At 71.1% G+C, this 26,304-nt stretch carries 22 protein-coding genes; 10 read left to right on the top strand and 12 right to left on the bottom strand.

Annotation, left to right across the window (positions count from 1 at the left end):
- The 3 genes from E1295_RS04355 to E1295_RS04345 form a co-directional block, all read right to left on the bottom strand.
- Window positions 1-339 carry a YciI family protein gene (locus tag E1295_RS04355; RefSeq protein ID WP_132628353.1) on the bottom strand — a complete coding sequence of 113 codons (339 nt, stop codon included), beginning with the start codon at window positions 337-339 and terminating at the stop codon, window positions 1-3.
- A 100-nt stretch (window positions 340-439) separates the two neighbouring features.
- Entirely contained in the window at window positions 440-1,513 is a 1,074-nt protein-coding gene (locus E1295_RS04350) for a TetR/AcrR family transcriptional regulator (protein ID WP_132628352.1), read from the bottom strand.
- Window positions 1,514-1,591: 78 nt separating this feature from the next.
- On the bottom strand, window positions 1,592-2,170 hold the full coding sequence (locus E1295_RS04345) for a TetR family transcriptional regulator (protein ID WP_132628351.1): 579 nt from the start codon (window positions 2,168-2,170) through the stop codon (window positions 1,592-1,594).
- Between the two features lie 375 nt (window positions 2,171-2,545).
- On the opposite strand from E1295_RS04345, the gene E1295_RS04340 reads away from it, so the two are divergent.
- Window positions 2,546-2,842, top strand: coding sequence for a response regulator transcription factor (locus E1295_RS04340; protein ID WP_246079833.1), 297 nt, complete (start codon window positions 2,546-2,548; stop codon window positions 2,840-2,842).
- A gap of 36 nt (window positions 2,843-2,878) precedes the next feature.
- Here E1295_RS04340 and E1295_RS04335 read toward each other — a convergent pair whose 3' ends face one another.
- Window positions 2,879-3,907 carry a hypothetical protein gene (locus E1295_RS04335; protein WP_132628349.1) on the bottom strand — a complete coding sequence of 343 codons (1,029 nt, stop codon included), beginning with the start codon at window positions 3,905-3,907 and terminating at the stop codon, window positions 2,879-2,881.
- Between the two features lie 295 nt (window positions 3,908-4,202).
- Between E1295_RS04335 and E1295_RS04330 the strand changes: the two genes are divergently transcribed.
- Complete coding sequence (locus E1295_RS04330; protein WP_132628348.1) at window positions 4,203-6,596, top strand: ATP-binding cassette domain-containing protein; 2,394 nt, start codon at window positions 4,203-4,205, stop codon at window positions 6,594-6,596.
- A gap of 7 nt (window positions 6,597-6,603) precedes the next feature.
- Here E1295_RS04330 and E1295_RS04325 read toward each other — a convergent pair whose 3' ends face one another.
- From E1295_RS04325 to E1295_RS04315, 3 genes are read right to left on the bottom strand one after another with little or no spacing between them, the layout of a single operon-like run.
- Window positions 6,604-7,242 carry a TetR/AcrR family transcriptional regulator gene (locus tag E1295_RS04325; RefSeq protein ID WP_132628347.1) on the bottom strand — a complete coding sequence of 213 codons (639 nt, stop codon included), beginning with the start codon at window positions 7,240-7,242 and terminating at the stop codon, window positions 6,604-6,606.
- Entirely contained in the window at window positions 7,239-8,759 is a 1,521-nt protein-coding gene (locus E1295_RS04320; protein WP_166427070.1) for an N-acyl homoserine lactonase family protein, read from the bottom strand. Before E1295_RS04320 ends, E1295_RS04325 begins: the two co-directional genes overlap by 4 nt.
- Window positions 8,760-8,796: 37 nt before the next feature.
- Entirely contained in the window at window positions 8,797-9,702 is a 906-nt protein-coding gene (locus E1295_RS04315; protein ID WP_132628345.1) for a class I SAM-dependent methyltransferase, read from the bottom strand.
- 86 nt (window positions 9,703-9,788) lie between these two features.
- Here E1295_RS04315 and E1295_RS04310 point away from each other — a divergent pair, with 86 nt between their 5' ends.
- Together E1295_RS04310 and E1295_RS04305 are read left to right on the top strand one after the other, a co-directional pair.
- Complete coding sequence (locus tag E1295_RS04310) at window positions 9,789-10,943, top strand: adenylyl-sulfate kinase (RefSeq protein ID WP_132628344.1); 1,155 nt, start codon at window positions 9,789-9,791, stop codon at window positions 10,941-10,943.
- Between the two features lie 373 nt (window positions 10,944-11,316).
- Complete coding sequence (locus E1295_RS04305) at window positions 11,317-13,173, top strand: WD40 repeat domain-containing protein (protein WP_166427069.1); 1,857 nt, start codon at window positions 11,317-11,319, stop codon at window positions 13,171-13,173.
- Here E1295_RS04305 and E1295_RS04300 read toward each other — a convergent pair.
- Entirely contained in the window at window positions 13,118-13,771 is a 654-nt protein-coding gene (locus tag E1295_RS04300) for a TetR/AcrR family transcriptional regulator (protein WP_166427068.1), read from the bottom strand. The genes E1295_RS04305 and E1295_RS04300 overlap by 56 nt on opposite strands.
- A gap of 115 nt (window positions 13,772-13,886) precedes the next feature.
- Here E1295_RS04300 and E1295_RS04295 point away from each other — a divergent pair, with 115 nt between their 5' ends.
- Both E1295_RS04295 and E1295_RS04290 read left to right on the top strand, forming a co-directional pair.
- Entirely contained in the window at window positions 13,887-14,894 is a 1,008-nt protein-coding gene (locus tag E1295_RS04295) for a glycoside hydrolase family 113 protein (protein WP_220448534.1), read from the top strand.
- Between the two features lie 51 nt (window positions 14,895-14,945).
- Complete coding sequence (locus tag E1295_RS04290; protein WP_132628340.1) at window positions 14,946-16,535, top strand: FAD-dependent monooxygenase; 1,590 nt, start codon at window positions 14,946-14,948, stop codon at window positions 16,533-16,535.
- Between the two features lie 45 nt (window positions 16,536-16,580).
- On the opposite strand, the gene E1295_RS04285 is transcribed toward E1295_RS04290, so the two are convergent.
- Together E1295_RS04285 and E1295_RS04280 are read right to left on the bottom strand one after the other, a co-directional pair.
- Window positions 16,581-17,147, bottom strand: a complete 567-nt coding sequence (locus E1295_RS04285; protein ID WP_132628339.1) for a dihydrofolate reductase family protein — start codon at window positions 17,145-17,147, stop codon at window positions 16,581-16,583.
- Between the two features lie 275 nt (window positions 17,148-17,422).
- A complete protein-coding gene (locus E1295_RS04280) occupies window positions 17,423-20,197 on the bottom strand; it encodes a helix-turn-helix transcriptional regulator (protein ID WP_246079840.1) in 2,775 nt (924 codons plus the stop codon).
- Between the two features lie 70 nt (window positions 20,198-20,267).
- Here E1295_RS04280 and E1295_RS04275 point away from each other — a divergent pair, with 70 nt between their 5' ends.
- From E1295_RS04275 to E1295_RS04260, 4 genes are all read left to right on the top strand, one after another.
- Complete coding sequence (locus tag E1295_RS04275; RefSeq protein WP_132628337.1) at window positions 20,268-21,503, top strand: GNAT family N-acetyltransferase; 1,236 nt, start codon at window positions 20,268-20,270, stop codon at window positions 21,501-21,503.
- 125 nt (window positions 21,504-21,628) lie between these two features.
- Window positions 21,629-22,675: an aldo/keto reductase gene (locus tag E1295_RS04270; RefSeq protein ID WP_132628336.1), complete on the top strand. Its 1,047-nt coding sequence runs from the start codon at window positions 21,629-21,631 to the stop codon at window positions 22,673-22,675.
- A gap of 188 nt (window positions 22,676-22,863) precedes the next feature.
- Complete coding sequence (locus E1295_RS04265; protein WP_246079832.1) at window positions 22,864-23,361, top strand: RNA polymerase sigma factor; 498 nt, start codon at window positions 22,864-22,866, stop codon at window positions 23,359-23,361.
- Entirely contained in the window at window positions 23,354-24,475 is a 1,122-nt protein-coding gene (locus E1295_RS04260; RefSeq protein WP_132628334.1) for a hypothetical protein, read from the top strand. Before E1295_RS04265 ends, E1295_RS04260 begins: the two co-directional genes overlap by 8 nt.
- A gap of 42 nt (window positions 24,476-24,517) precedes the next feature.
- On the opposite strand, the gene E1295_RS04255 is transcribed toward E1295_RS04260, so the two are convergent.
- Together E1295_RS04255 and E1295_RS04250 are read right to left on the bottom strand one after the other, a co-directional pair.
- Window positions 24,518-25,921, bottom strand: coding sequence for a serine hydrolase domain-containing protein (locus E1295_RS04255; protein ID WP_132628333.1), 1,404 nt, complete (start codon window positions 25,919-25,921; stop codon window positions 24,518-24,520).
- Window positions 25,918-26,166 (bottom strand): hypothetical protein, encoded by a 249-nt coding sequence (locus E1295_RS04250; RefSeq protein ID WP_220448529.1) that lies wholly within the window; start codon window positions 26,164-26,166, stop codon window positions 25,918-25,920. Before E1295_RS04250 ends, E1295_RS04255 begins: the two co-directional genes overlap by 4 nt.
- Window positions 26,167-26,304 lie beyond the last annotated feature (138 nt).

The following is a 26,304-nucleotide window of genomic DNA, read 5'->3' as shown; positions in this document are numbered from 1 at the left end:
TCAGAAGCGCATCACCGGCCTGACCTCCACCGTGCCGCCGAATCTGGCCGCCGGGATGCGGGCCGCCAGCTCGATCGCCTCGTCCAGATCGGCGGCCTCGATCAGGCAGAAGCCTCCGAGCACCTCCTTGGTGTCGGCGAACGGCCCGTCGGTCATCAGCGTGCGGCCTCCGGCCACCCGCACGCAGGTCGCCGTCTCCGCGGATCCCAACTGCGCGGCGCTGACACACCGCTCGTCCTCCGCGAACGCGAAATACTCCGCGTACGCCGCCTCACGCTCCTCGTCCGACAGCGCATCCGCGTAGCCGGGCTCTCCGTAGATCATCAAGGCGTACTGCATCGCTACCTCCGAGGCGACGGGCTCTCACCTGAACGACGAACGAACACCCGCGCAAGGGACACCATTGGCGCATTTTTTCTCATCGCAGCACGAGGAACCGTCATCCGGCGTGGTCGGAACGCGCCGCCGACGCCACGGCGTACGCGGCGCCGCGCCCGTGGGCACGGGCGACGATCGTGCCGGCCTCGACGCGTACCGCGCCCTCGGTGGCCTCGCCCGCCGCGGGGACGGCGGCGGCCGTCGCGAGGACGGCACGATCGTCGAGGACGACGTGCGGGCGGGGCCGGTCGTCCGGCGCGAACACGCGGCGCAGGCATCCGCCCAGGTCACCGATCCTGAGCCGGACGAGCCGCCCCAGCTCGGCCGGATCGTCCGTGATCACGGCCACGGTGACCTGCTCGCCCGGCCGGGCGGCGCGGACGGCCTCCTCGGCGGCGTCGAGCCGGCCGGTGCCGAGGAACGCGATCACACCGTCGCCGTCGAACCCTGACAGCCGTCCGGTGACCAGGTCCGGCAGCTCCGCGGGCGGGTGCCAGGGGTCCTGGGCGCGCTGGGCGTCGGTGACGAAGGGCAGGTGCGGCGGGTCCCACGTGTCGGCGAGGTCGAGGCAGGCCAGGTGCCCGCAGGCGCGTACCACGTCGAACGGGTCGCCGAACCCGGGAGCCGTGCCCGCGAGATGACCGGCGCCGTTCAGCAGCGTGAGGACGAGCTCGGCCAGGCGCACCTGCCTCGTGGGTCCCGGCGCGCGTGACTCCAGGCAGAGCGCGAGCAGGAGTGCTTCCAGTGTGGTGACCTGCGCCAGCGCGGTACGGCCCGGCTCGTCGCCGAACACGCCGTCCAGCGAGCGGGCCTGCAGGCTCCCTCCGGCGGGCGTGTCGCCGGACCACGGCAGCCGTTCGAGCCAGACCCGGGCGAAGTCGGCCGCCGCCTCGTCGAGGCCGGGCGAGGAGGCCGCCTCACCCGCGTGCTCGACGGAGCCGACCAGGACCGCCAGGTAGAGGGCGCGCTTGCTGGGGAAGTTGGAGTAGACCGCGCCACGGGTCAGCTCGGCCCGCTCCGCGATCCGGTCGACCTTGGCCTCCGCGTATCCGTGCTCGGCGAACTCGTCCCTCGCCGCGGCCAGCACGGCGGCGCGCGTGCGCTCCTGCTGCTGCGCCCGGGTCAGCCTGGCCATCGGGAGCCCTCTGCTCGCGTCATGCGGCGTAAGATACAACATCGCCCGGCTCGGCCGGCCGGGCGTGGGCGGCGCCGCCTACAGCGGCAGCCCCGACTCCAGGTGTCCGAGCGCCCGGTCGATCTCGGCGGGCCCGTCCAGGCCGGGATCGTGCGCCCACTGCAGCCAGAGCAGGGTCACGACCCCGAACACCGCGCCCACGGCGTTGCGCAGCCGGGGATCGCCGACGTCGCACCCGGCCTTGCCGGCCAGGATCTCGGAGATCTCCCGCAGCACGCCGGTGCTCTTGCGCAGGTTGGCGGCCACCAGTTCGGGCACGGTCGCGGCGAACACCTCCCGCTCGTGCCCCGCGGCGATCTCCTCGGCCGTCATGGCGTCGAAGGCCGTACGGAAGGCGCCCCGCAGCACGGTGACGGGCGGGCCCGGCGGCTGGACATGGAGAGCCTCGATGAGCGGCGGGAACCCATCGAGCGTGACCAGGTCCTCCTTCGTCGGGAAATAACGGAAGAAGGTGGCGGGCGAGACCTCGGCGGCCTCGGCGATCTGATCGATGGTGGTGGCGTTGTAGCCGCGCTCGCGGAAGAGCCTGAACGCCTCGCGCAGGATCGTCTCCCTGGTCCTGGCCTTCTTGCGTTCGCGCAGTCCGCCGTTGCCCATGGCCGCACTGTACTCGGCTCACCTCCATCGGGCGACGTGGCCGGTGGAGGCGCCGCGGCCACCGCTCGGCATTCCGGCGGGCGGCGGGGCCTCGGACCGTGTTCCGCCATGGCGATCACGTACGCGGCCGGCGCCGGCGTGACCGCCAGGCGAAGACGGCGAAGGCGGGCCCGCCGATGAGGGACCATGGTCCCGGCCCTGCCGGTTGGATGAGCAGTCCAGGCTCTCCGAGCGCGATCACCAGCGTCTGGAGGGTGAGGAGCAGCGCGGCGGTCCAGCGACGAATACGCCTACATCGCGCTGCGGGACGGCGCCAGCGGGTTCCTGCTGAAACGCTCCGGCCCCGCCCTACTCGTCGAGGCGGTGCGTTCCGCGATGAACGGCGACACACTCATCAGCCCGCAGATCACCGTCCGGCTCATGGAGCACTTCCGCCGCCGGTACGCGGACAACGGCGAGCCGCGGGACACCCCTCTGACGGAGCGTGAACTGGAGATCGCCCGGCTGGTCGCGCGCGGGTTCAGCAACACCGACATCGCGACGGAGTTGTTCATCTCGATCGGCACGGTGAAGACCCACGTCGCGAGCGTTCAACGGAAGGTGGCCGCCACCAGCCGGGTCGGCATCGCCGCATGGGCATGGGAGAACGGGCACGTCCGGAGAACGGGATGACGGCGGGTGCCGCCGCCGTCATCCCGTTGCCGCCGCTCAGTACGCGATGAACCCGTACAGCGCCAGGTGATCCGACTTCGTGCTGTTCACGGTGTGATCGATGGCCGACGGCTGCACCGCGCCCTTGACGAACAGGTAGTCGATCTTCTTGGTGCCGAAGGTCGGCCGCGCCCCGTACCCGGTCATGCCGAAGCCGCTCAGCGTGGAGGAGGCGATGTTCCTCCGGTTGGCGTCGATGCCGATCACCCGGATCGTCGAGGCGTTCATCAGGCGCGTGGCGTCTGCGCCGACGTGGATGCCGGAACCGGCGACGCCGGTGGTGCCCGCACCGGCGCAGGCGTTCGCGCCGTTCTGCTCGGGCAGGTGCATGGTCGCGGCGAAGACCTTCGTGCCCGTCTCCTTGATCGAGAATCGCGCCGCGATCGCGCTCGTACGCTTCCACTTGTACCGGTTGGCCGTGCCGTCATCGTTGTTCGGCGGCTTGTAGAGCGTGCATCCGGCTCCACCGGCGTACGCGGTGCCGGGCTTCAGCCAGCCCGCGCTCCAGTATTTCGAGACGTCGCCCGCCGCCAGGCTCAACGTTCTGGTGTTGTAGATGATCGCGTTGGTCTGCTTCTTCTTCAGGTTGCCCAGCGACTGCTGGCTGCAGTGGTGGGAGCCGCCCCACTGCTCGGGGTCGTCCCAGGCGACGATCGCCCGGTACGTGCCCGCCGGGTGGCCGAACTTCGCGGCGAGCTGGTCGGCGTACGCCGTCGCCTGTCCCGTGCCGCGGACCTGCTGCACGATCAGCAGGTCCGGAGCCCGTACGCCGGAGGTGCCCGTTCTGCCGTCGTCGTCGACCAGCATCGACGTGAGGTGGTCCGGGCCCGAGATCCTGGTGCACGAACCGTCGGCGTTGTTCCTGACGAGGTTCTCGATGTTGTTGGTGTAGACCCGGAGCACTCGATCCGCAGCGCCCGCGCTCGCTTCGCCCGCCTGCGCGGCCGCGGCCGGTGTGGTGCCCATGACGGCCACGGCGACCGCCACGAACGCTGACGCGCCAGAAGATCGGGAGGTTAATCGCATCCCTGTAGATTAACGACCGATCTTGACGGTGGGGAGTGTCTCACGCGTGCCGCGTCAGATCGCCGAGACCGCGACGCGAGCACGCCGCCGCCGGACCGGGCAGGATCCGAGAAGCGCCGGCTCCCTCCCCACGCCTAACGTAGCGCCATGGACCTCACCGTTCACGCGGGCTCCGCCCACGCACCCGCGTGACACAGGTACGGGACAACCACACGTACGCTCAGGACTGGCCGGACCGCAGCCAGGCGACGCAGACGACAGCCACGACGGCGACCGCGCGAGAAAGGGACACACGATGAGCAGGACCACGAGGGAAGAGCCGCAGTCGCCTGCGCCGCACACCGCCGACACCCACGACGTGATCCGCGTGCACGGCGCGCGCGTCAACAACCTGAAGGACGTCAGCGTCGAGCTGCCGAAGCGCCGGCTGACGGTGTTCACCGGCGTCTCCGGCTCGGGCAAGAGCTCGCTGGTGTTCAGCACGATCGCCGCGGAGTCGCAGCGGCTCATCAACGAGACCTACAGCACGTTCGTGCAGGGCTTCATGCCCTCGCTGGCGCGGCCGGAGGTCGACGTCCTCGACGGGCTCACCACCGCGATCATCGTCGACCAGCAGCGGATGGGCTCCGACCCCCGCTCCACCGTCGGCACCGCCACCGACGCCCACGCGATGCTGCGCATCCTCTACAGCCGCATCGGTGAGCCGCGCATCGGCTCGCCCCAGGCCTTCTCCTTCAACGTCCCCACGGTCAGGGCGAGCGGCGCCATCACCGTCGAACGCGGCAACAACCGCAAGGCCGAGAAGGCCACCTTCACCCGCATCGGCGGCATGTGCGGGCGCTGCGAGGGCCGCGGCACGGTCACCGACCTCGACCTCACCCAGCTCTACGACGACTCCAAGTCGCTGTCGGAAGGCGCGTTCACCATCCCGGGCTGGAAGTCCGACAGCTTCTGGACCGTACGCGTCTACGCCGAGTCCGGCTTCGTCGACCCGAACAAGCCGATCCGCGAGTACACCAAGAAGGAAATGCAGGACTTCCTGTACAGGGATCCGGTCAAGATCAAGGTCGACGGCGTCAACCTCACCTACGAGGGCCTGATCCCGAAGATCCAGAAGTCGTTCCTGTCGAAGGACCGGGAGGCGATGCAGCCGCACATCCGGGCGTTCGTGGACCGCGCGGTCACCTTCACCATCTGCCCCGAGTGTGACGGCACCCGGCTCAGCGAGGAGGCCCGCTCCTCGCGGATCAAGGGCGTCAACATCGCCGAAGTCTGCGCGATGCAGATCAGCGACCTGGCCGAGTGGATCCGCGGCCTCGACGAGCCGTCGGTCGCGCCGCTGCTGGCCAAGCTGCTGCACACCCTCGAGTCGTTCGTGGAGATCGGGCTGGGCTACCTCTCGCTCGAACGGCCCGCGGGCACGCTGTCGGGCGGCGAGGCGCAGCGCGTCAAGATGATCCGCCACCTCGGCTCCGCGCTCACCGACGTCACCTACGTCTTCGACGAGCCCACGATCGGCCTGCACCCCCACGACATCCAGCGCATGAACAACCTGCTGCTGCGGCTGCGCGACAAGGGCAACACGGTGCTGGTCGTCGAGCACAAGCCGGAGACGATCGCGATCGCCGAGCACGTCGTCGACCTCGGCCCCGGCGCGGGCACCGCGGGCGGCACCATCTGCTACGAGGGCACCGTCGACGGTCTGCGGGCCAGCGGCACCATCACCGGCCGCCACCTCGACGACCGCGCCCAGCTGAAGGAGTCCGTACGCACGCCCAAGGGCAAGGTGGAGATCCGCGGCGCCGACCGCCACAACCTGCAGGACGTCGACGTCGACATCCCGCTCGGCGTGCTCTGCGTGGTCACCGGCGTCGCGGGCTCAGGCAAGAGCTCGTTGATCCACGGTTCCATCCCCGCCTCCGCGGGCGCCGTCTCCGTCGACCAGTCCCCCATCCGCGGCTCGCGGCGCAGCAACCCGGCGACCTACACCGGGCTGCTCGACCCGATCCGCAAGGCGTTCGCCAAGGCCAACGGCGTCAAGCCGGCGCTGTTCAGCGCCAACTCCGAAGGCGCCTGCCCCACCTGCAACGGCGCCGGCGTCCTCTACACCGACCTCGGCATGATGTCCGGCGTCACCACCACGTGCGAGGAGTGCGAGGGCAGGAGGTTCGACGCGTCGGTGCTGGAATACCGCCTCGGCGGGCGCGACATCAGCGAGGTGCTGGCGATGCCGGTGACCGAGGCCGCGGAGTTCTTCGGCGCCGGCGAGGCCCGCACGCCCGCCGCGCACACCATCCTCGGCCGGCTCGCCGACGTCGGGCTCGGCTACCTCAGCCTCGGCCAGCCGCTCACCACGCTGTCCGGCGGCGAGCGGCAGCGGCTCAAGCTGGCCACCCACATGGCGGACAAGGGCGGCGTCTACATCCTCGACGAGCCCACCACCGGCCTGCACCTCGCCGACGTCGAGCAGCTGCTGGCCCTGCTCGACCGGCTCGTCGACTCCGGCAAGTCGGTCATCGTCATCGAGCACCACCAGGCGGTCATGGCGCACGCCGACTGGATCATCGACCTCGGACCCGGCGCCGGGCACGACGGCGGCCGGATCGTCTTCGAGGGCACCCCTGCCGACCTCGTCGCCGCCCGTTCCACCCTCACGGGCGAGCATCTCGCGGCGTACGTCGGCGTGTGATCGCCGCTCACGTGCTCCCTTCGGGCCGGCCGGGGCGCCGCAGCAGCCGGTCGGCCTGGCCGAGCACCCGTTCCAGGTAGGCGCGGGTGGCGTCGGGGTCGCCGGGCGCGTCGGGGTCGATGAGCATGCGGTACATCGCCGCGCCCACCACCATGTCGATCACGGCGTCGAGGTCGGCGTCGGCGTCCACCCGGCCGTCGCGGCGGGCCCGCTCCAGCACGGCGTGGATCAGCCGGCGGCGTGGCTCGACGTACTGCTCGCGGTAGGTGGCCAGCAGCGACGGCTGGGTGACGCTGGAGCCGATGAGCTGGGCGAGGATCGCCCGGAAACGGGCGTCGCCGAAGGTGCGTACCCAGGAGTCCATGAGCCGCTCGTCGCCCGGCGGCGCCGCGGCGTCCGCCCCGGCCCAGAGGTCGGCCTCGGGGGCGAGCGTACGGGCCCGCTCGATCGCCTGCGTGAGCAGTTCCTCCTTCGACGACCAGCGCCGGTAGACGGTCACCTTGGCCACGCCGGCGCGCTTGGCGATCTGCTCGACGTTCGCGCCTTCCAGGCCGCGCTCCACGAACAACTCCAGCGCCGCCTTCATGATCGCCTCGTCGGCCTCGGGGTCGCGCGGTCTGCCCCGTGTGCGCCGGGTGGAGGTCATCGGAACTCCACCCGGCCTCGTGCCGTGCCGGCCGCCGGCGGTACGAAGTGCGGTGCGTGCCCGGGACGCAGCCGCCAGCCGGAGGTGAGGACGGTGTCCATGTGGGCGCGCATCGCCCGCAGCCCCTCCTCGCCGGGCGTGCCGTCGGCGAAGGCGGAGGCGACCAGCTCGGACTGGTAGCGGGTGTTGTCGTGGGCGAACAGCGGCACGACGCCGGGGTCGGAGGCCAGCAGTTCCTGGATGCGCCGGGCCGCCTCGATCTGGCGGACCGTGTCGGCCCCGCCGATGGTCATCTGGCGGACCTGGTCCACGGCCAGGTGGGGCAGCGTGTAGAGGGTGTCGCCCATGAACAGCACGCTGCCTGTGTCCAGGCGCAGCAGCACGCACATGTGGCCGGGCGAGTGGCCGGGGGTGGGCAGCAGGATGACGCTGCCGTCGCCGAAGTGGTCCTGGCTGGCCGGGAAGGCTCCGAAGGCGCCGGAGTCGAAGGCGGGGAAGGACAGGTTGTCCTTGACCCGGTCGAAGGAGTACGGATACAGCACGCCGTGCTCCCAGTCACGGCGGTCCATCACCACCGTCGCCCGGGGCAGGTGGCGCAGCCCTCCGGCGTGGTCGTCGTGGACGTGGGTGAGGAACACGGTGGTGATCTCCTCGGGGTCGTAGCCGAGCCGGGCCAGCCGTACGCGCAGGTCCTGCTCGGGGGTCATCAGGTATTCGTCGCGCTCGGTCAGCAGGCGCGAGGTCATGCCGTAGTACCCGTCATGATCCCAGGCCTGCTCGCTGTTGACGCCGGTGTCGACCAGGAGGAGCCCGTGCCGGGGATGGTCGATGAGGTAGGCGTGGACGGGCACCGCGATCTGCGCCTTGTCCACCAGGGTGCGCACGTAGCCGTTGAGCCCTTCCCAGCCGTCCAGCCCGCCGTAGAACTGGCCGTAGGTGACGATGGTGTCGCCGGTGTGGATCGGGAACACCCGCACCGCGCCGTCGGCGACCCGCTTCCGCGCGCCCGCGGCGCGTACGGCCGCCTGTCTCCGGCGCTCGCGCCCGGCGAGCAGCTCGCGGCGCCGACGTTCCACCTGGCCGACCGACAGCCCGCTCGCCACGCCCAGCACCAGGCCGGCGCCGCCCAGGAGGAAGGCCCGCCTGGTCCGGCGGGCGCCCTGGCCGCCCGGCGTACGGCGTCCGCGCAGGAGGGCGGCCGCCGCCCATGCCAGGCAGGCCACGGCGGCGAGGGCCAGCAGCACGGGCAGGTCCGTGACGTAGTAGACGACCGCGAGGTAGAGCCCGAGCGTGCCGAGGCCGGCCGGGATTCCGGCGTACGCCGCCACCCGGCGCCGGGTGGAGAGCCGGCCGAGCACACCGGGCCACAACATCCCGGCCACGAAGACGCCCAGCACCAGCCCGTACGCCACGAGCAGCGGAACGGGCACGCTCTTCAGCCGCAGGATGACGAGCCAGACCGCGCCGGCCGCGAGAGCGGAAACGAGTAACCCGATCTTGCCCAGGAGCTTCAGCATCCCGGCCACCCCATTTCGTAAACGCATACGGTTGCGTTTACATATTAGCCCCGCGAGCCGGCGGGCGGCGAAGGTGCCAGATGATCGCCGCTGGAGTGTCGCGGTAGGCCAGCGCGGCCGCCTCGGGACACCACTGCTGGGCGAGCGGGCCGCCGTGGCCGCCCGGCAGCTCGCCCCACCTGGGTTCGTGGCAGGCCACGATCTCCAGCCCGGCCTCCAGGATCGCGGCGACGTAGTCGCCGGCGAGGAAGCGACCGGCCGGCATCGCCCGCAGGCCGCCGTCCGGCCCGGCCACCTTGGCCACGCCGCCCAGGTAGAGCGAGAGCACGTGGATGTCCGACACCACGAGGTGGCCGCCCGGCCTGACCACCCTGGCGAACTCGCGCAGCGCAGGCCCAAGAGCCGGCTGGTGGGTCAGCGCCAGTCCGCAGACCACCAGGTCGAAGCTCGCCGCCTCGACCGGCAGGTCGTGCAGGTCCGCCTCGTGGAACGTGCCGTCCGGGGTCTTGGCCCAGGCCAGGGCGAGCATCTCCGCCGACGAGTCCACACCGACGACCTCGTGCCCGAGCCCGGCGAGATACGCGGCGTACCTTCCCGTGCCGCATGCGGCGTCCAGGGCCCGGCCAGGGGGCAGCGCGGCGATGATGCGCCGGACCTGCGGCTCCTCCACCGCGATCAGCGGGTTCTCCTCGGAGTCGTACGAACCCGCCCACCGCGCGTACCCCTCCACCGTGGTCGCGTGGCCGACGACGGCGCCCGTTCGGCCTGCCAGGTCCGGCTCGGCGCACAACCTGCGGATCTCGGCGATCCGCCGCGCCACGAACCGTTCGTTCTCCTGGTCTCCGTCGTCGCCCTCGCCGCCGAGGTCGCCTGCCTGGGAGCGCAGCAGTGCCACGCCTTCGAGCGCCAGCAGCCAGGCCAGCGGATGTACGTGAAAAGACATGCCGGGAATGGTAGAGACCCCGGCCGGGCCCGAACCATGGAATATCCGCTCGCTCGCCCCGCCTGGTGCCGGTTAGGGTCGCGCGAATGGGATACGTACGTCCGCCTCTGCTGTGGTTGTCAGGGCCGTCGGGAGCCGGGAAGTCCACGGTCGGCTGGGAGGTGTTCGCGCGGCTGAGCCGGGACGGCGTCAAGACGGCGTTCGTCGACGCCGACCAGATCAGCCTGTGCCATCCCCTGCCGGAGGGCGTGACACATCACCTTCGCGCACGCAATCTCGCTGCGATGTGGCCGAACTTCCAGCGGGAAGGGGCGCGATGCCTCGTCCTCGCCGGCTTCGTCCACACGGCCGAGGAGGTACGCGAATACACGGCCATGCTGCCCGACCTCCACTTCACGGTGTGCCGGCTGCGCGTCGAAAGCACCGAGCTCAGGGAACGTTTCCTCGCGCGTGGATGGCGTCCGGACCTCGTGGAGCACGCGGTCGCCGAGGCGCAAGCCCTGGATCACAGCGACCACGCCGACCTGTGCGTGCCGACCGGCGGATTGACGGTGCCCGAGGCGGCCCGGCTGGTTCGCGAGCGGGCCGGCGGATGGCCGGGCGACCTCCCCGCCGCGACACCCCCGGATGCCGCCGGCCGGCGCAGCCGCCCACCGGCCGGTGACGAGCCGTTTCCCGTGTTGTGGATCTGCGGCGCCACGGCGGTGGGAAAGTCGACGGTCGGCTACGAGGTCTTCACGCGGATCCACCGGACCGGCGTGCGAGCCGCCTACGTCGACGTGAAGCAGATCGGCGCGCTGCGTCCCGGTGCGGACCACCGTACTCTCAAGGCGCGCAACACTCTCAAGGCGCGCAACCTCGCCGCCGTCTGGAGCGGCCATCGCGCGATGGGCGCCCGATGCCTGGTGGTCTCCGGCGAGGCCGATGATCCCGTCCGCGGCTACGCCGACCGGCTCCCCGGAGCGGAGCTGACCGTGTGCCGCCTGCACGCCGGCCCCGAGACACTGACCGAGCGGGTCACGCGGCGCGGCCGGGGAGGCGGTCCCGCCATCCCTGGTGACGAGCTGAGAGGGCTGGACGCCGACGCCCTGCGCCGCACCGCCCGGCGGGCGGCCCGCGAGGCCGAGGCGCTCGACCGCGAGGGAGCCGGCCATCTGCGCATCGACACCGACGGCCGCTCGGTGCAGGAGGTGGCGGCGGACGTGCTGGACCGCAGTGGTTACTGGCCGCACCTCACCTGAACCCCACCCTCAGGCAGGCCGTGGGGCCCGCAGGCCGTTTCCGGAAACACGCGCTTTCCAACCGACCCGGACGGGGCTTCTGATCAGTTCAAAGCGCCGGCCGAGGAAGACATCGCCCGGCTGTCCCCGTTCGTCTTGTCTGCCGGTGACGTACCCCGGCTGTACGGTGTGCGCCATGTCGGAGCGTGAGATGTTCTCGGTGCCAGTGCCGTCCGCGAAGGGGTGGGGCCTGCGATGGACTTGGCGGTCGACCGGAGAGTTGGCGTCCATGCCGCCCCTTGGGCAGCTACCGCCCAAAAAGAGATCGGTATTCGCGGTTGCCGCCGCAGTCCTAGACGGTCGGCCGCTGGCCGTCTCGGCCTCCAGCGACGGCTTGTTACGGTTGTGGGATCTCGCCACCGATCAGCAGATCGGCAGCCCGCTCACCGGGCACACGGACGCTGTCCACGGACTTGCCACTGCAACGCTCGACGGTCGGCCCGTCGCCGTCTCCGCCGGCAACGACAAGTCGGCACGGGTGTGGGACCTCACCACCGGCCGCCAGATCGGCAGCCCGTTCACAGCGCACGCGGCGATCGTACGGGGGGTCACGACGACCAGGCTCCACGGCCGGCCGGCGGCGGTCACCGGCGGCTTCGACGGGGCGGTGCGGGTGTGGGACCTGGCCACAGGCGAACAGCTCGCTGAGCCGTTCACCGGTCACGAGTACATGGTGACGAAGGTTGCCACGGCCGAGCTCGACGGCAGGACGGTGGTGGTGTCGAGCGGCTCACTCGGGAAGATCCGGCTATCCGATCTGGCCACCGGTGAACAACTGGGTGAACCGTTCACCGCTCATAAGGACACCGTCTCCACCCTGGCCACGACCATGCTGCAGGGTCGCCCGGTGGCCGTCACCGGTGGCCACTACGACGGCACGGTGCGGGTGTGGGACCTGGCCACCCGCCAGCCGATCGGAGAACCATGGACGGGTCACGAGCGGGGACTGGACGGTGTCGCTTTCGCCACGCTCGACGGCCGGCCGGTGGCGCTCACCGCAGGCGTCGACCGCACCGTCCGGCTCTGGGACCTCTCCACCGGAAAGCAGCTTCACGTCTTCACCGGGCACACCGACTTCGTGTGGTCGGTCGACATCACCATGCTCGACGGCCGGCCGGTCGCCGTCACGGGCAGCAGCGACGGCACACTGCGGACATGGGACCTGCGGTTCGGGCTGGAGGCCGAGGAGCTCGCAGCCGGCCACCGCCGGACAGTGCTGGCGGTGACCACCGCCGTGGTCGACGGAAACCCCGTGGTGGTCGCCGGCGGCGACGACCACAGCGTCCGTCTGTGGGGCCTGGCCTCGGGCCGGCCGTTCGGGCAGCCGCTCATGGGGCACGACGGACCGGTGCGGGCGCTGGCCACCACCATCGTCGGCGACCGCGCCGTCGCCGTCACCGGCAGCGACGACCGCACCGTCCGGCTCTGGGACCTGGCCGCGGGCAGAGAACTCGGCGCTCCGCTGACGGGCCACACCGCACCCGTCTGCTCAGTCGCCACCGCTTCGCCGGCCGGGCAGCCCCTGATCGTGACCGCCGGCGCCGACAAGACCGTGCGGGTGTGGAACCCCGCCACCGGCGAGCAGATCGGCGCGCCCGGCGTCAGCCACCGCCGCTGGGTCCGCGCCGTCGACACCGCGGTGATCGACGGCACACCCGTCTCCGTAGCCGGTTCCTTCCACGGCGCCATCCGCGTCCGGGAGCTGGCCACCAACCGGCAGATCCATACCTCTTCCCCTGGGCGCCACGGCCCCCCTGTGCAGCAGCTCGCCACCACCGTGGTCGGCGGCCAACCGGTTGTCCTCACCACGAGCGAGGACTGGAGAAGGGAAGAGGACGTCCCGGTGAGGCTGTGGGAGGTGACTACCGGCCGCCACCTTGGCAGACTGCCTGCCGTCAACGTGCAGGTACTCACAGCGGCATCCGTGCACGGCCACCCCGTTGCCGTCACCGCCAGCGGTCCTATGGTCGAGATCTGGGACCTGACCACTCGCCGGCGGATCGGTTCACGTCTTCACTTCCCCGACGCTGTGACAGCTGTTGCCGTGGACGAGGCCGGGCACATCGTCGTCGGTTTCCGAAGCGGCCTCGCCGTGTTCACTGCCCCGGGCGCCGTTCTCCGCGAGGCCGGGGAGTTCACTGATGCGGGCGGCGTAGCGCCCGTTGCTCGGCGGCGTCGAGCGCGGGGGTGAGGGGGGCGAGCGTGGCGCGAAGGAGGTCCGCCAGCGAGCCGGACGGCACGACGAGCCCGCTGCTCGTCATGGACGAGGCCGTCGTCTGCAACCACCGTTCGATGGCCACGCGCACCGCGGCGGCCACGCTCGCCGCGAGCACCCGTGCGGTGTGCTGGTCGTCGTCGCCGAGCCGTTCGGCGATCGCGTCGGTGAGGGGATGTTCGATCGCGGTCGTGGTTTCGGCGAACGCGTCCCGCAGCGCGGGGTGGGTGGTGATCAGCAGCAGCGCGTCCCGGCCGGAGCCGTCCGGCGCGGTGTACTGATCCACGATCGCCTCGGTGACGGCGTCGGCCAGGCCGACGCCGTCGGGCCGGTCGGCCACCGCCGCTGCGACCCGCGCCTCCCGCTCGCCGGCGACGGCGGCGACGATCGCGTGTTCGCGGCTGGGGAAGTAGTTGTTGTACGTCCTCGGTGAGACGCCGGCGGCCTCGGCGATGTCATCGACGCGCACGTTGTCCGGCCCGCGCTCAAGTGCCAGCCGCAGGGCCGCCGTACGCAAGGCGTCCCGGGTGGCCTGCTTCTTCTGCTCGCGCAGCCCCGTCCGTCGCGTCGTCACCGCCCCAGCATCCCAGTTTTGGTGCGTGCACGCAAACTTGCGTGCACGCATTTTTCTTTCTAGCCTGAGCGTCCTCATCCCTCGGGAAAGGATCAACGCGATGAGGGCCAAGGGCATCACCTACGACACCGGCTTCGTCCGCAATGGCGGGTTCTCCCGTGAGCGCTTCCACCCGGACGTGGTCAGACGTGAGCTGGAGATCATCCGGGACGACCTTCACTGCACCGCGGTCCGCGTCATCGGCGGTGATCCCGGGCGGCTGGAACTGGCCGCCACGTACGCCGCCGATCTCGGCCTGGAGGTCTGGTTCTCGCCGTACCCCCTGGAGCTGACCGCCGAGGAGACGCTGTCGCTGTTCGCCGACTGCGCCGAGCGGGCGGAGCGGATCCGGCGGCGCGGCGCCGAGGTCGTGTTCGTCACCGGCGCCGAGCTGAGCCTGATGAACAAGGGATTCCTGCCGGGCGACACCCAGGAGGACAGGCTCGGACTGCTGACGCGACGAGATCGCCTGCCCGAGCGGATCGGCGAACTCAGCGCACGGGTCAACGACTTCCTCGCCCGCGCCGTCGCCCTCGTTCGCGAGCGCTTCGGCGGCCGCGTCACGTACGCCGCCGTACCGCTCGAGCGGGTCGACTGGGCCCCCTTCGACCTCGTGGGGGTGGATCTCTACCGGTCGGCCGAGGTCGCCGACCGATTCGCCGAGGGCGTGCGCACCCTCGTGGCGCAGGGAAAGCCGGTCGCGATCACCGAGTTCGGGACCGCCGCCTACTGCGGGGCGGGCGACAGGGGCGGTCGTGTTCTGGAGGTCCTCGAGTTCGACGAGGACACCGGCGCGCCGGTCCGGCTGAACTCCGAGTGCGTCCGCGACGAGGCCGGCCAGGCCACATACCTGCGGGAGCTGCTGGAGACCTACGAGGCCGCGGGGGTCGACAGCGCCTTCGTCTTCCTCTTCGCCCTCGACAACTTCCCGCACCGCCCCGACGGCGATCCCCGCGACGACCTCGACCTGGCCAGCCCCGGCATCGTCAAGGTCCTCGAGGACCGCCACGGGGACACCTACCCGGGCATGCCCTGGGAACCCAAGGCCGCCTTCGCCGCCCTCGCCGAGCACTACCGCGGCTGACCGGGCCCTTCATCCGTCCTGCCCTTGTGGGCGGGCGAACAAGGAGTACACATGATCACAGATGTCGTCATCGCCGGCGGCGGCCCCAACGGGCTGATGCTCGCCTGCGAACTGAGCCTGGCAGGGGTCCGGCCGCTCGTCCTGGAACGGCTTCTCGAGCCCAGCCGGGAACCGAAGGCGAACGGGCTGCTCGGCCAGGTCGTGAGGATGCTCGACCACCGCGGGTTGCACGAACCTCTCAGCGGCGGCCCGGAACCGCCGAAGCCGAACTCCGCGTACTTCATGTTCGGCGCGATGGGCCTGGACCTGAGCCTGCTGGAGGACAGCCCCATCCACGCCTTGCCCGTGCCGCAGCGACGTATCGTGCAGGTCCTGCAGGAGCGCGCCGTCGAACTGGGCGTGGAGATCCGGCGGGGACACGAGCTCACCGGCCTGTCACAGGACGACGACGCCGTCACCGCCGACATCACGGGCCCGGACGGGCCGTACCGCCTGCAGGCCCGATACCTGATCGGCGCCGACGGAGCCCACAGCACCACGCGCAAGCTGTCCGGCATCGCGTTCCCCGGCGTCACCTACGACCGGATGACCGTGCGCTCAGCTCATGCGACGGTCCCGGCGGACTGGGTCGATCCGGTGACCGGCGGGCTGGACGTGCCCGGCTACGGGGCCGTTGCGCCGTTCATGCCCCATCGCACCGAGCGCGGAGGGTTCTCGTACGCGCCGATGCCCGGCCAACCGCCGCTGGTCAGCACCACCGAGTGGGACCAGCCCGCGACCGGCACGGCGATGAGCCTGGAGGAGTTGCGGGCGAGCATCCGCCGCGTGCTCGGCGTCGACGTGCCGATCGGCCCGCCCGACGGCCAGGGACCGCACGCGCTGCGCCGGCTGAGCGGCGGCAACACCCGGGTCGCCGAACGGTTCGCCCACGGCCGGGTGTTCCTGATCGGCGACGCCGCCCACGTGTACGCCGCCACGGGAGGCGGTCCAGGTCTCAACCTCGGCCTGCAGGACGCCGTCAACCTCGGCTGGAAACTCGCCGCCGAGCTCCGGGGTAGCGCCCCGCCCGGGCTGCTGGACAGTTACGAGACGGAGCGGCGATCGGCCGCCCGGCGCATGGTGCTGAACGCGCAGGCGCAGGCGGCCCTGATCGCGCCCGGCGGCGACGTCACCGGGCTGCGCGAGGTGTTCGGCGAACTGCTGCGCGACCCGGGCACCGTACGACGCCTGGCCGAACTCACCGCGGGCGCCGACGTCCGCTACGACATGGGCGAACGCGAGCCGCACCCGCTGACCGGCCGGTTCGTCCCGGACCTGGGTCTGCACACCCCGTCGGGGCCGGTACGGCTGGCCGAGCTGACCAGAACCGCACGGCCGCTGCTGCTCGACCTGACCGAGGACGCATCACTGGCGAGGACGCTCGCCCTGCGGGATGACGACCAGGTCGAGATCGTCACGGCGCGCTCGGAGAGCCCGGCGCCCACCGCCCTGCTCCTTCGACCGGACTGCTATGTGGCCTGGGCATCCGCCTCACCCCGGCCCGATCCCACGGAGATCGACACACTCCGGGCGGTCTTGCGGCGGTGGTTCGGAGTCATGAGCGTCGCGACCCGCTCCGTCATGTCCACGGGCGCGGACTGACGAGCAGCGCGTCGCGTTGTGCGCCCCGCCGGTCGTGGTGTCGGTCTACTTCCTGATCTCGTAGCGCAGAATCACCATGCCGTTCTCGAACGAGGTGCCCTCGATCAGCCTCAGGTCCTGCCGGTCCTCGAAGACGCGGGTTCCCTTGCCGCGTGACACCGGGCAGACGAGCAGGGTGATCTCGTCGACGACGCCGGCGTTCAGCAGGGAGCGCACAAGGGTCAAGCTCCCCCACAACCAGATGTCCTTGCCGTCCTGCTTCTTGAGCTCACGGACGGTGGCGGCCGCGTCGCGCGTCACCGTCGCGGCGGGGAAATCACCCCAGGGGGCGTCGTCCAGCTTGGACGAGGCGACGACCTTGGTGAGGTTGTTGAGCTTCTTGCCGTACTCGCCCTGCTCCTCGGCGTACGGCCAGTAGTCCTTGGACTGTGCGTAGGTGTTCGCGCCGAGGATCAGCGTGTCGACCCTGTCGACGAACCCCATCACCTTCGCCTGGAACGCGCGGTTGGTGGTCTCGTCGAAGGGCTCCCCTGACACGAAGCCGAGCCCGCCGTCCTCCTCCGCGGCGATGTTGTCGACGGTGACCCACTCCTGGACTATGAGCTTCCTCATCACTGATGGTGCCTTTCGCGTGTTCGCCGGTCGCGCCGGTCCGCCGGTACGGATGCTTTGTGACGGTCCGTCGCCGGAGGAACCGGAGCGGTTCTTCTCCTCGGGGACGGAGCCGCGCGCGGGTTCTCGACGTCCTGCCACAACTTTTTTTCCGGCGGACTGCATCCGCGCGCTGCGGACGGTCGGCCAGCCCTATCACGTCGGGCGGCCGCCACGCGAATCGTCACGCCGCTCTGCTTCCACGGACCGGCCTGCTCTCACGGACCGCCCTACTGTCACGGGCCGGCCTGATCGGCGGGACGGTCTCCACCCGCCAGCCCTTCGCGGAAGGCGATGGCCGTCGCCTCGGTGCGGGTGGCCGCGCCCAATTTGGTCAGGATGTGGGAGACGTGCACGCCCGCCGTACTCGGCGAGATGTGCAGCCGCGCGGCGATCTGCCGGTTGCTCAGGCCTTCGGCGATCAACCGGAGCACGTCATGCTCACGCTCCGTGAGCCCGTCGTGGGCCGGCCGGGGCCGCCTCAGCAGGGCGATCTCCCGGGCGAGCGGCGCGGCGCCCAGGTCCGCGGCCAGCCGCGCGGCTTCCCTGAGGCGGGCGGTTCCGCCCGGCCGGTCGCCCGCCTCCAGCGCGGCCCGGGCGCCGTGGTAGAGGCTCAGCGCCAGCTCGTACGGCTGCCGCAGCTCCCGCCAGGACTCCGCCGCGTCGTCCCAGCCGTCGTCCTCGATCAGCGCGTGCAACATGATCTGCCAGGCCCGGTCGAGGCGCCCGTCCACACCGAGCGTCGCATCGACCGCGGCGAGTCCGGCCTGCCGTTCCGCGACCCGCTGCCGCAGTTCCTCGCCGGTGCCGTGGGCGAGCCGTGCCCGCTGCGCCAGCGCACCGGCGACCAGGACCGGCCGGGCGTCGCTGCTGTAGATCCGGGTGAGCGCCTGATCGGCCAGCGCCCTGTCCAGGAGCAGGTCGGCCCGCTCCGGGTCGCCCTGGGCGACGGCGAGCAGGCAGAGCAGCTGGAAGCGGAGGAACGGGCTGCCCGCGCCGTCGTGCTCCACGGCCGCCGCGGCGTCGGCCGCCGCGGGTACGTCCCCGCGCAGCAGCGACAGGTAGCCGGCCAGGACGAGCAGGGTCTGCCGCGACAGCGGCGGCGGATCCTCCTGGAGGCTCTCCCCCAGGACGGCGGCCGCCTCGTCCCACTCCCCCGCCAGGATCAGACTGCGCCCGGCGTAGCTCGCGAGTTCGGCGCCGCGGCTGCGACCCAGCCCGTAGCGGCGGGCGTGGCGGATGCCGTCGCGGGCCGCGGCGATGGCGCGGTGCTGGTCGCCGGCTTTGGCGTGCAGCATGGACTCGTACATGGGGACGGTCATGAGCAGGTCATGGCCGTCGAGCCGCTCGGCGAGCGTACGGGCCTGCGCCAGCATTCCCAGGTCGCGCGTCATCGAACCGACGCCCAGCAGCCCGCGGATCGTGACCGTGGCGTCGCCGGTGCGCCGGCCGATCCTGAGCGCCTCCTCGAACGGCTCGCGAGCCCTGTCGACCTCCGGCAGCAGGCCCATGGCCAGCACGCCGAGCAGCCGCCCTCGCTGGACGCTGTCGGGGTCGGCGGGCAGGAGTTCCAGGGCTCGTTCCCAGTCGGAGACGCCGGTCGCGTTCAACCGGTGCCGCAGCCGGCCCCGGTGCTCCAGCAGCTGGGCGGCCCGCTCGGGTTCGCGCCGCTCGTCCACGGCGGCCAGCCCGGCACTGGCGTAGTCGACGCCGCGACCGTAGTCGCCGCTGAGCATGCAGGCCTCGGCCGCGCCGGTCAGGACGTCGATCCGGTCGACGCCCAGTTCCACGTCCGGGTCCCATAGTTCGAGGACCTGGTCGAGCAGGCGGACCTGCTCCTCGTAGGCGTAGGTGCCGCGCGCCCGGCCCGCGGCCAGGTATCCGGCGGACAGGGCCAGCCCGCGATTTCCGGCGGCGTAGGCGTGCGCGGCCAGCTCCGCGTGGGCGCCGGAATCGCGCAGGGCCTCGGCGTAGCGCGCGTGCAGGCGGGCCCGCTCGCCCGGCAGCAGATCCTCGTACACCACGTGCCGGATCAGGGCGTGGCGGAAGTCGTAGCCGTCCCCCGCCGTGCGGAGCAGGCTGCGGTCGACGAGCTCGCGCAGCAGGGCGTCCAGCGCGACCTCGTCCTGCCCGGCCACCTCCGCCAGCAGCCGGTGGCCGACCCGGCCGCCCGCCACCGAAGCGATGCGCAGCAGCTCGCGGGCCGGGCCGGGCAGCGACCGTGGACCGTGGAGCAGCAGGTTGCGCAGGCTGTCCGGTGTCCGCTCGCCGGTGCGGGCGAGGGCCTCGACGAACAGCGGGTTGCCGTCGCTGCGTTCGTGGACGCGGCGTACGGTGGCCGTTTCCGGCTCGGCGCCGAGGATCGCGGCCAGCTGGCAGCCCACGCCCTGCCGGTCCAGGCGGTCCAGGCGCAGCGTGGTGGTGCGCGGGCGGCGGGACAGCTCGGACAGCAGCGGCCCGAGCAGCCCGTCGCCGGTTTCCTGTTGCCGGTAGGTGATCGCCAGGAGCACTCCCGCCTGGGTGAGGTTCCTGGCCAGGAAGCCGAGCAGTTCGCGGGTGGCGGCGTCGGCCCAGTGCAGGTCCTCGATGGCGATGACGAGCGGCTGGTCGGCGGCCACCCGCTCGACCAGGATCAGGACCTCCTCGTACAGCTGGTGTTTGCCGCCTTCCTCGTCGCCTGGCCGGCCGAGCTCCGGAAACCAGCGGGCGAGCTGGCGGTAGGGCCCTGGCAGCACCCCTTCGACCCGGATCAGCCGGCGCAGCACCGTCACGAACGGCGCGTACGGCAGGCTGTCACTGCCCAGCTCCGTGCAGGCGCCCTCGACCACCCGTACGGCCGGACCCAGCGACCTGGCGAATTCCGCGAGCAGCCGCGACTTGCCGATCCCGGCCTCCCCGGTCACCAGCGCCACGGCCGGCCCCTGCTCGACCGCTGTGTCCAGGGCCGCCGCCAGCTCCGACAGCTCTTGGTCGCGGCCGACGAACACCGGGCTGACCACGCGTTCCGCCATCACGGCGCCAGCATATAAATACATAGATCACCCGATGTGCGGCGCCTGTTCATCCGGCCACGCTCGAAGCATGACAGTCACCCACCCGCTGCGGACCATCGGCGCCCATGAGCTCGACGCGTGGGCTCGCATGGTCACCACGACCTACGGCCAGGACTGGCACGAGGGCGGGCTCAGGAACGCCGCCTCCTCCATCGACCCCGGACGCACGATCGCCGCCTACGACGGCGAGGCGATCGCCGGCGGCGCGTCGATCTATGGCCGCGTCATGACGGTCCCCGGCTCGGCGGCGCCCGTGTCCGTTCCCGTCGCCGGCATCACGCTCGTCGCGGTCCTGCCCACGCACCGGCGTCGCGGGATCCTCACCGCGATGATGCGCAAGCAGCTCACCGACCTGTACGAATCGGGTGCCGAACCGATCGCCGCGCTCAACGCCGCCGAGGCCACGATCTACGGCCGCTTCGGGTACGGCGTCGCCAGCCACGTGGCCCGGATCCAGGCGGACAAGAGGTTCATGGCCCTGCGGCCCGGCACCGACCTCGGCGACGGGACGATTCGCCTGCTCGGCCGCCAGGAGGCCCGGCCGCTGCTGGAGAAGGTCTACGACACCGCCCGCCGTGGTGGGGTCGGATGGGTCGACCGTACGGAGACGTTCTGGGAGGCGCGGCTGGCCGACGGCGAGCGTGCGCGCGAGGGCGGGACGGCCCTGCGCTTCGCCCTCCACACCGAACCCGGCGGCGAGGTCACCGGCTACACCCTCTACCGCTCGAAACAGGACCTGGTGCAGGTCATCGAGGTCGCGGCCACCACCAGGCAGGCGTACGCCGCCCTGTGGCGCTACCTCATCGATCTCGACGCTCACACCGGCCTCGCCTACGACGGCGCCGTCGACGAACCGCTGAAACACCTGCTGGCCGACCCGCGCGCGGCACGCACCACCGTGATCGACAACCTCTGGGTCCGCCTGGTGGACGTGGAGCGGGCGCTGACGGCACGCCGTTACTCGACCTCGCTGGACCTGGTCCTGGAGGTCCAGGACACGTTCTGCCCGTGGAACGCCGGCCGCTACCACCTGCGTGCCGACGAGGATTCCGTCACCTGCGAACGTACGCCGGCCCGGCCCGACCTGCGACTGACCTCCGCCGAACTGGGCGCGGCCTATCTGGGCGGCACCACCCTGTCGTCCCTGGCGGCCGTGGGCCGGGTCGAGGAGCTGCGCGCCGGCGCGGTCACGGCCGCCTCGCTCGCCTTCCGCGGCGAGCGCGAGCCCTTCCACCCCTCGGGCGCGGCCTTCCCCGCCTTCTGACGGGCGCCTTTCCGGTACGGGGGACGTCGCTCGTGGCGCCGGATCCGCCCCGCCCGTCCGCATCACACCGAACCCATCATCAGTCCGGCCGCGAGCCGGAACCGCACACCAAGGAGACATGCCACATGCGTACTCACCGGCTCGGGCGCACCACCACGGAGGTCACCGAACTGGGCTTCGGAGGCGGGCCACTGGGCGGCCTGTACGAACCGCTCGACGACGACACCGCGGCGCAGGCGCTGGCGGCCGGCTGGGACGCGGGGATCCGCTACTTCGACACCTCGCCCCACTACGGCATCGGGCACTCCGAGCGCCGCATCGGTGAACTGCTGCGCGGCAAGCCTCGGGCGCAGTACACCCTGTCGACGAAGGTGGGCCGGCTGCTGGTCCCGCAGGAACCGCAGGGCCGGATGGACGAGGCCTTCGCCGTACCGGCCACCCACCGCCGGGTCTGGGACTTCTCACGCAACGGCATCCGGCGCAGCGTCGAGGACTCCCTGACCCGCATGGGCGTCGACCGGATCGACGTACTGTTCCTGCACGATGCCGAGGAACACTTCGAGGCGGCCCTGCGCGACGGCTACCCGGCCCTGGCCGAGCTGCGTTCCGAGGGCGTGGTCGGCGCCATCGGCGCGGGCATGTACCACCCCGGCAAGCTGACCCGCCTGGTACGCGAGAGCGACGCGGACGTGATCATGCTGTCGGGTCGCTACACGCTGCTGGACCAGTCCGCTCTGGACGAACTGCTGCCGGCCTGCGCCGAACGGGGAGTGTCGGTCCTGGCCGCCTCCGTCTTCAACTCCGGCCTGCTGGCGACCGAACGGCCCGCCGAGGGGGCCCGGTTCGACTACGCGCTCGCCGGTCCGCGGCTGGTGGAACGGGTCGACCGGATCGCGGACGTCTGCGAGGCGCACGGAGTGACCGTCCCCCAGGCCGCCATGGCCTTCCCCCTGCATCACCCCTCCGTCACGGGCATCGTGGTCGGCATGCGATCGGCGCAGGAGGTGCGGCTCAACGCCGCCGCGTTCTCGGCCTGCGTACCGGCGCGGTTGTGGGCTGATCTGCGCGACGAGGGCCTGCTGGACGAACGTACCCCGGTGGACATGGAGCCGTCCGTCCTCGCCGGCGTACACGCTCGGCCTGGCCGTGCATCACTCGCCGAAAGCCCGTGAAAGCGACAAGGGCGAACGGACTATACACATTGACATAGTCCACCTCGTCGAGAGGCGATCGATGACCAGGCCTCCTACGTGACGGCCCCCGATACAGGGACGACTTCACCGAGCTGCGGCTCTCCGGCACCGAACCCGAACGCTTCACCGCGGTCTTCGACGCGTACTTCGCCGAGATCCACCGCTATGTGGCGAGCCGGCTGGGGCCGAGCGCCGCCGAGGACGTCGTCGCCGAGACCTTCCTCACCGCGTTCCGTAACAGGTCGCGCTACGACGCCACCCGCGGCGGCGTCAGGACCTGGCTGTACGGCATCGCCACCAACCAGATCAGCACGCAGCGCCGTGCCGAGCTGCGTGCCCTGCGCGCGATGGGCCGCCAGTCGCCTGACCTCGCCGTCGAAGGGCCGGAGGACCGGGCCGTCAACGGCGTCACGGCCCAGGGGCTGCGGCCGGCCATCGCCAGGGCGATCACCTCGCTCAACGACGGCGACCGTGACGTGCTGCTGCTCGTGGCCCTGGCCGAGTTGAGCCACGAAGAGGTCGCCGCCGCGCTCGGCATCCCGTACGGGACCGTGGGGTCCCGGTTGAACCGCGCGAGGAAGAAGGTGCGCGCGGCCCTCGGCGACACCAACCCCATGCACCACGTGCAGCTTGGCCGCGTAGAAAGGACCTCTGACCGTGGATGACCTGACGATGGTGCGTGAGGCCTACGGTGAGATCACGCCTGACACGCGGCTGCAGGACGGCATACGGGCCAGGCTCGCGCTGGAGGCGCAGGCGGACGGTGGCGCGGCCTCCGTCCGTTCCCGTCCCCGGCGGCGCAGGCGGGTCGTGACGCTGGGCGCCATCGCCGCCGCGGCCGCGGTGACGGCCGCCCTGACGGTCACCGGCGTCGGCCGTACGCCCGTTCCGCCCGCTGCCGAGGGAGAACTGTCCGCCAGGACGATCCTCCTCGCCGCGGCCGAGCGGGCAGAGGCGGAACCGGAGGGACGGTTCTGGAGGGTTCACGGCGTGGAAGCCCTCGCCGGCCTGGTCGAGGGGGCTGAGCCGTACACGGTCGCCGTCCCGCAGGAATGGGACGCCTGGTATCCCCGCGCGAAGGAAGGCACTGACGTCGTCTTCGAGCGCACACTCCCCGCCCGCCCGCTGACGCAGCAGGACAGGGCGACGTGGGAACGGGCGGGCTCGCCCACGTCCTTCACCTACCGAGACGGCCGATACGTAGCCGCCGGCGCCCCCACCGGCACCGGCTGGAAGGAGCGGAGGACCACCCCGGAGGACCTCTGGCGGACGGTCAGCCGGATATGCGCTCAGCAGCCGGACCCCAGGAGCTGCGAGGAGGACGCCGCCGAAGCCGCCGCGAAGGCCCCTGAACGGCGGGCGATGGCCGCGGATCCCAGCCGGTTCCAGGAGTGGCTCTTCCCGCCGGGCGCCGGGAGCTGGAGCGCGGCGGACAAACTGCAGCGAGGGTTCTCCTTCCTGCTGTCCGAAGCGGCCTCCGCCGAGATCAGGGCCGCGACGTTCCGTCTGCTCGCGGACCTGCCCGGGGTACGGACCGCGAAGGGCGTGACGACCTCCGACGGCCGTGGCGGGATCGCGATCGCGGCGGACGGCGAGATGCGTGACGGCAGCGCCGCCTTCCAGTACACGATCATCTTCGAGCCGAAGACCTACCGGCTGCTGGGCGACAGGAAGATCGTCAAGGACGGGTCGTTCCGCGGGCTGGGGCCGGGCACCCTCGTGCAACAGACCGACGTGTACACGGCGGGCTGGACCAGCGAGGAACCGCACCACGACTGACCGTCCTTCCCCTCTGCGGACACCATCTCGGGGGCGTGCTGCTCAACCCCCGAGACCATCCGAGCGTGAGGAAGATGAGGGCTGATCCCCGGATCGCGCAAGCCGTACACGGGGGTGCACCCGGCAGTTCAGGTGAAGATGCTGCGCCTGCCCATCCATGAAGTCGTAGATCGCCACAGTCTGGGTGTCCTCCAGAGGATCGCTCGGCGGCATCAGAAAGTGCGTCTCGCTGACCGGCAACAACTCGTAGGTGAGGCGCTCCGGCCGCCCGAGGAAAGCCGCCTGCATGTGGTCGAGGAAGGTGGTCAGCCGAAGCCCGGCACTGTCGGCGCTCACCTCGAACCGGGTCCCCGGCCGCTCATAGACACCCACGTAGCGAGCCGGGTCGAGCCTGAGCCCAGGATCCGGGTCAGGTAGGCCGGGGATCTCGCCGGCACCCAAGTCACCAAGAAGCTCGTTGAACACCTGGTGGTACATGCTCTCCCGTGGCCCGCCGTTGGTCAGCATCACCAGGGCCAGATCTGAGTCCGGCAGGATGCGGAGGCGGGCGTTCTGGCCGATGGTGCTGCCGTCGTGCGCGTAGACGGTCTCACCGTGCCAATCGCACACGATCAGGCCGAGTCCCCACTGCGGGCCGAACATGTAGGGATCGGGGACGGGGACACGAGAGGTCATCATCTCGCGGACGGCGGAGGCTGTGACGATGCGCGCGCCGTTCGGCGCCTGTCCGCCGTTGAGGAGGACGTGCGCCAGCGCGAGCACCTCGCGGGCCGTGGAGTTGATGTTGCCGCCGGGACCGAAGGAGCGCGGCAGGTAATCCACAGGAGTGGCCACGGGGCCTTCTTCCAGGGAGCGGATCACATGTCCGGTCGCGGCCCGCGCTGGATCCACCTGCCCGCGCCAACTGGTCGTGCTGGTCAGGCCCATGGGAGAGAAAAGACGCTCGCGCATGATGATGTCCCAGGGGCTGCCGTTGAGCACCTCCATGATGCGCGCGAGGATCGCGTAGCCAAGGGCCGCGCTGTAGCCGTGGGTATGGCCGAGCGGGGCAAACTGGGGCGTGTCGGCGATGGCGGCGACCATGTTCTCGTAGACGTTCTCGTCTTCGCCGGGGTCGCCGAAGTCCTCCTCGATGCCGTTGGTGTGGTTGAGCAGGTGCCGGGGGGTGACGCGGACGGTGACGTCGGGATCGGCGACGCGGAAGTCCGGCAGGTAGGTGCGCACCGGCTCGTCCAGGTCGGCTGTGCCTTCGTCGACGAACTGCATGAAGGCCAGCGCGGTCCAGGTCTTGCTCAGAGAGCCGCACTGGAAGATCGTGTCGGTGGTGGTGGGCTGCCGGGTGGTGACGTCCTTGATGCCGTACGCGAAGTCGGTGATCTCTCCGTTCCGGAGGATGCCGATCGTGGCGCCCGGGACCTGGTAGTCCGCCAGGATCTCTTCGATCATCGTCCCAGGCCCACCGCGTTGGCCGCGTCGGCCTCGAGGTATTCCGTCGTGGCGGCGGAGCCCGCGTAATCGTCGAAGAAGGTCCGCACAGCGTCGACGGAGTCGTGAACGATGATGTTGACCGCCCTGGTCCCGTCGGCGCTCGCGACCGCGAGCGTCCATTTCGCCCCCTTGGGCAGGCGGCCGTGCGCCTTCTTCAACGCATCCCAGAACGACTTCTCGTCAGTGATCGTCGATATGGCCATGACATGCATCTCGCCCTCCAGATGATGTTTCCAAGAGGATGAAAGCTATGTTGCATTTTATGCCTAGTCAATACGGTTACCTATATCCACGGTTATCATTGCAACAGAACTGTTGGTGAACGCAACGCGGATCGTTGC

This window comes from Nonomuraea mesophila (genome assembly GCF_004352805.1).
Lineage (GTDB): Bacteria > Actinomycetota > Actinomycetes > Streptosporangiales > Streptosporangiaceae > Nonomuraea > Nonomuraea longispora.
The sequence above is the reverse complement of the archived record's forward strand: the minus strand, read 5'-3'. Positions and strand labels throughout refer to the sequence as shown.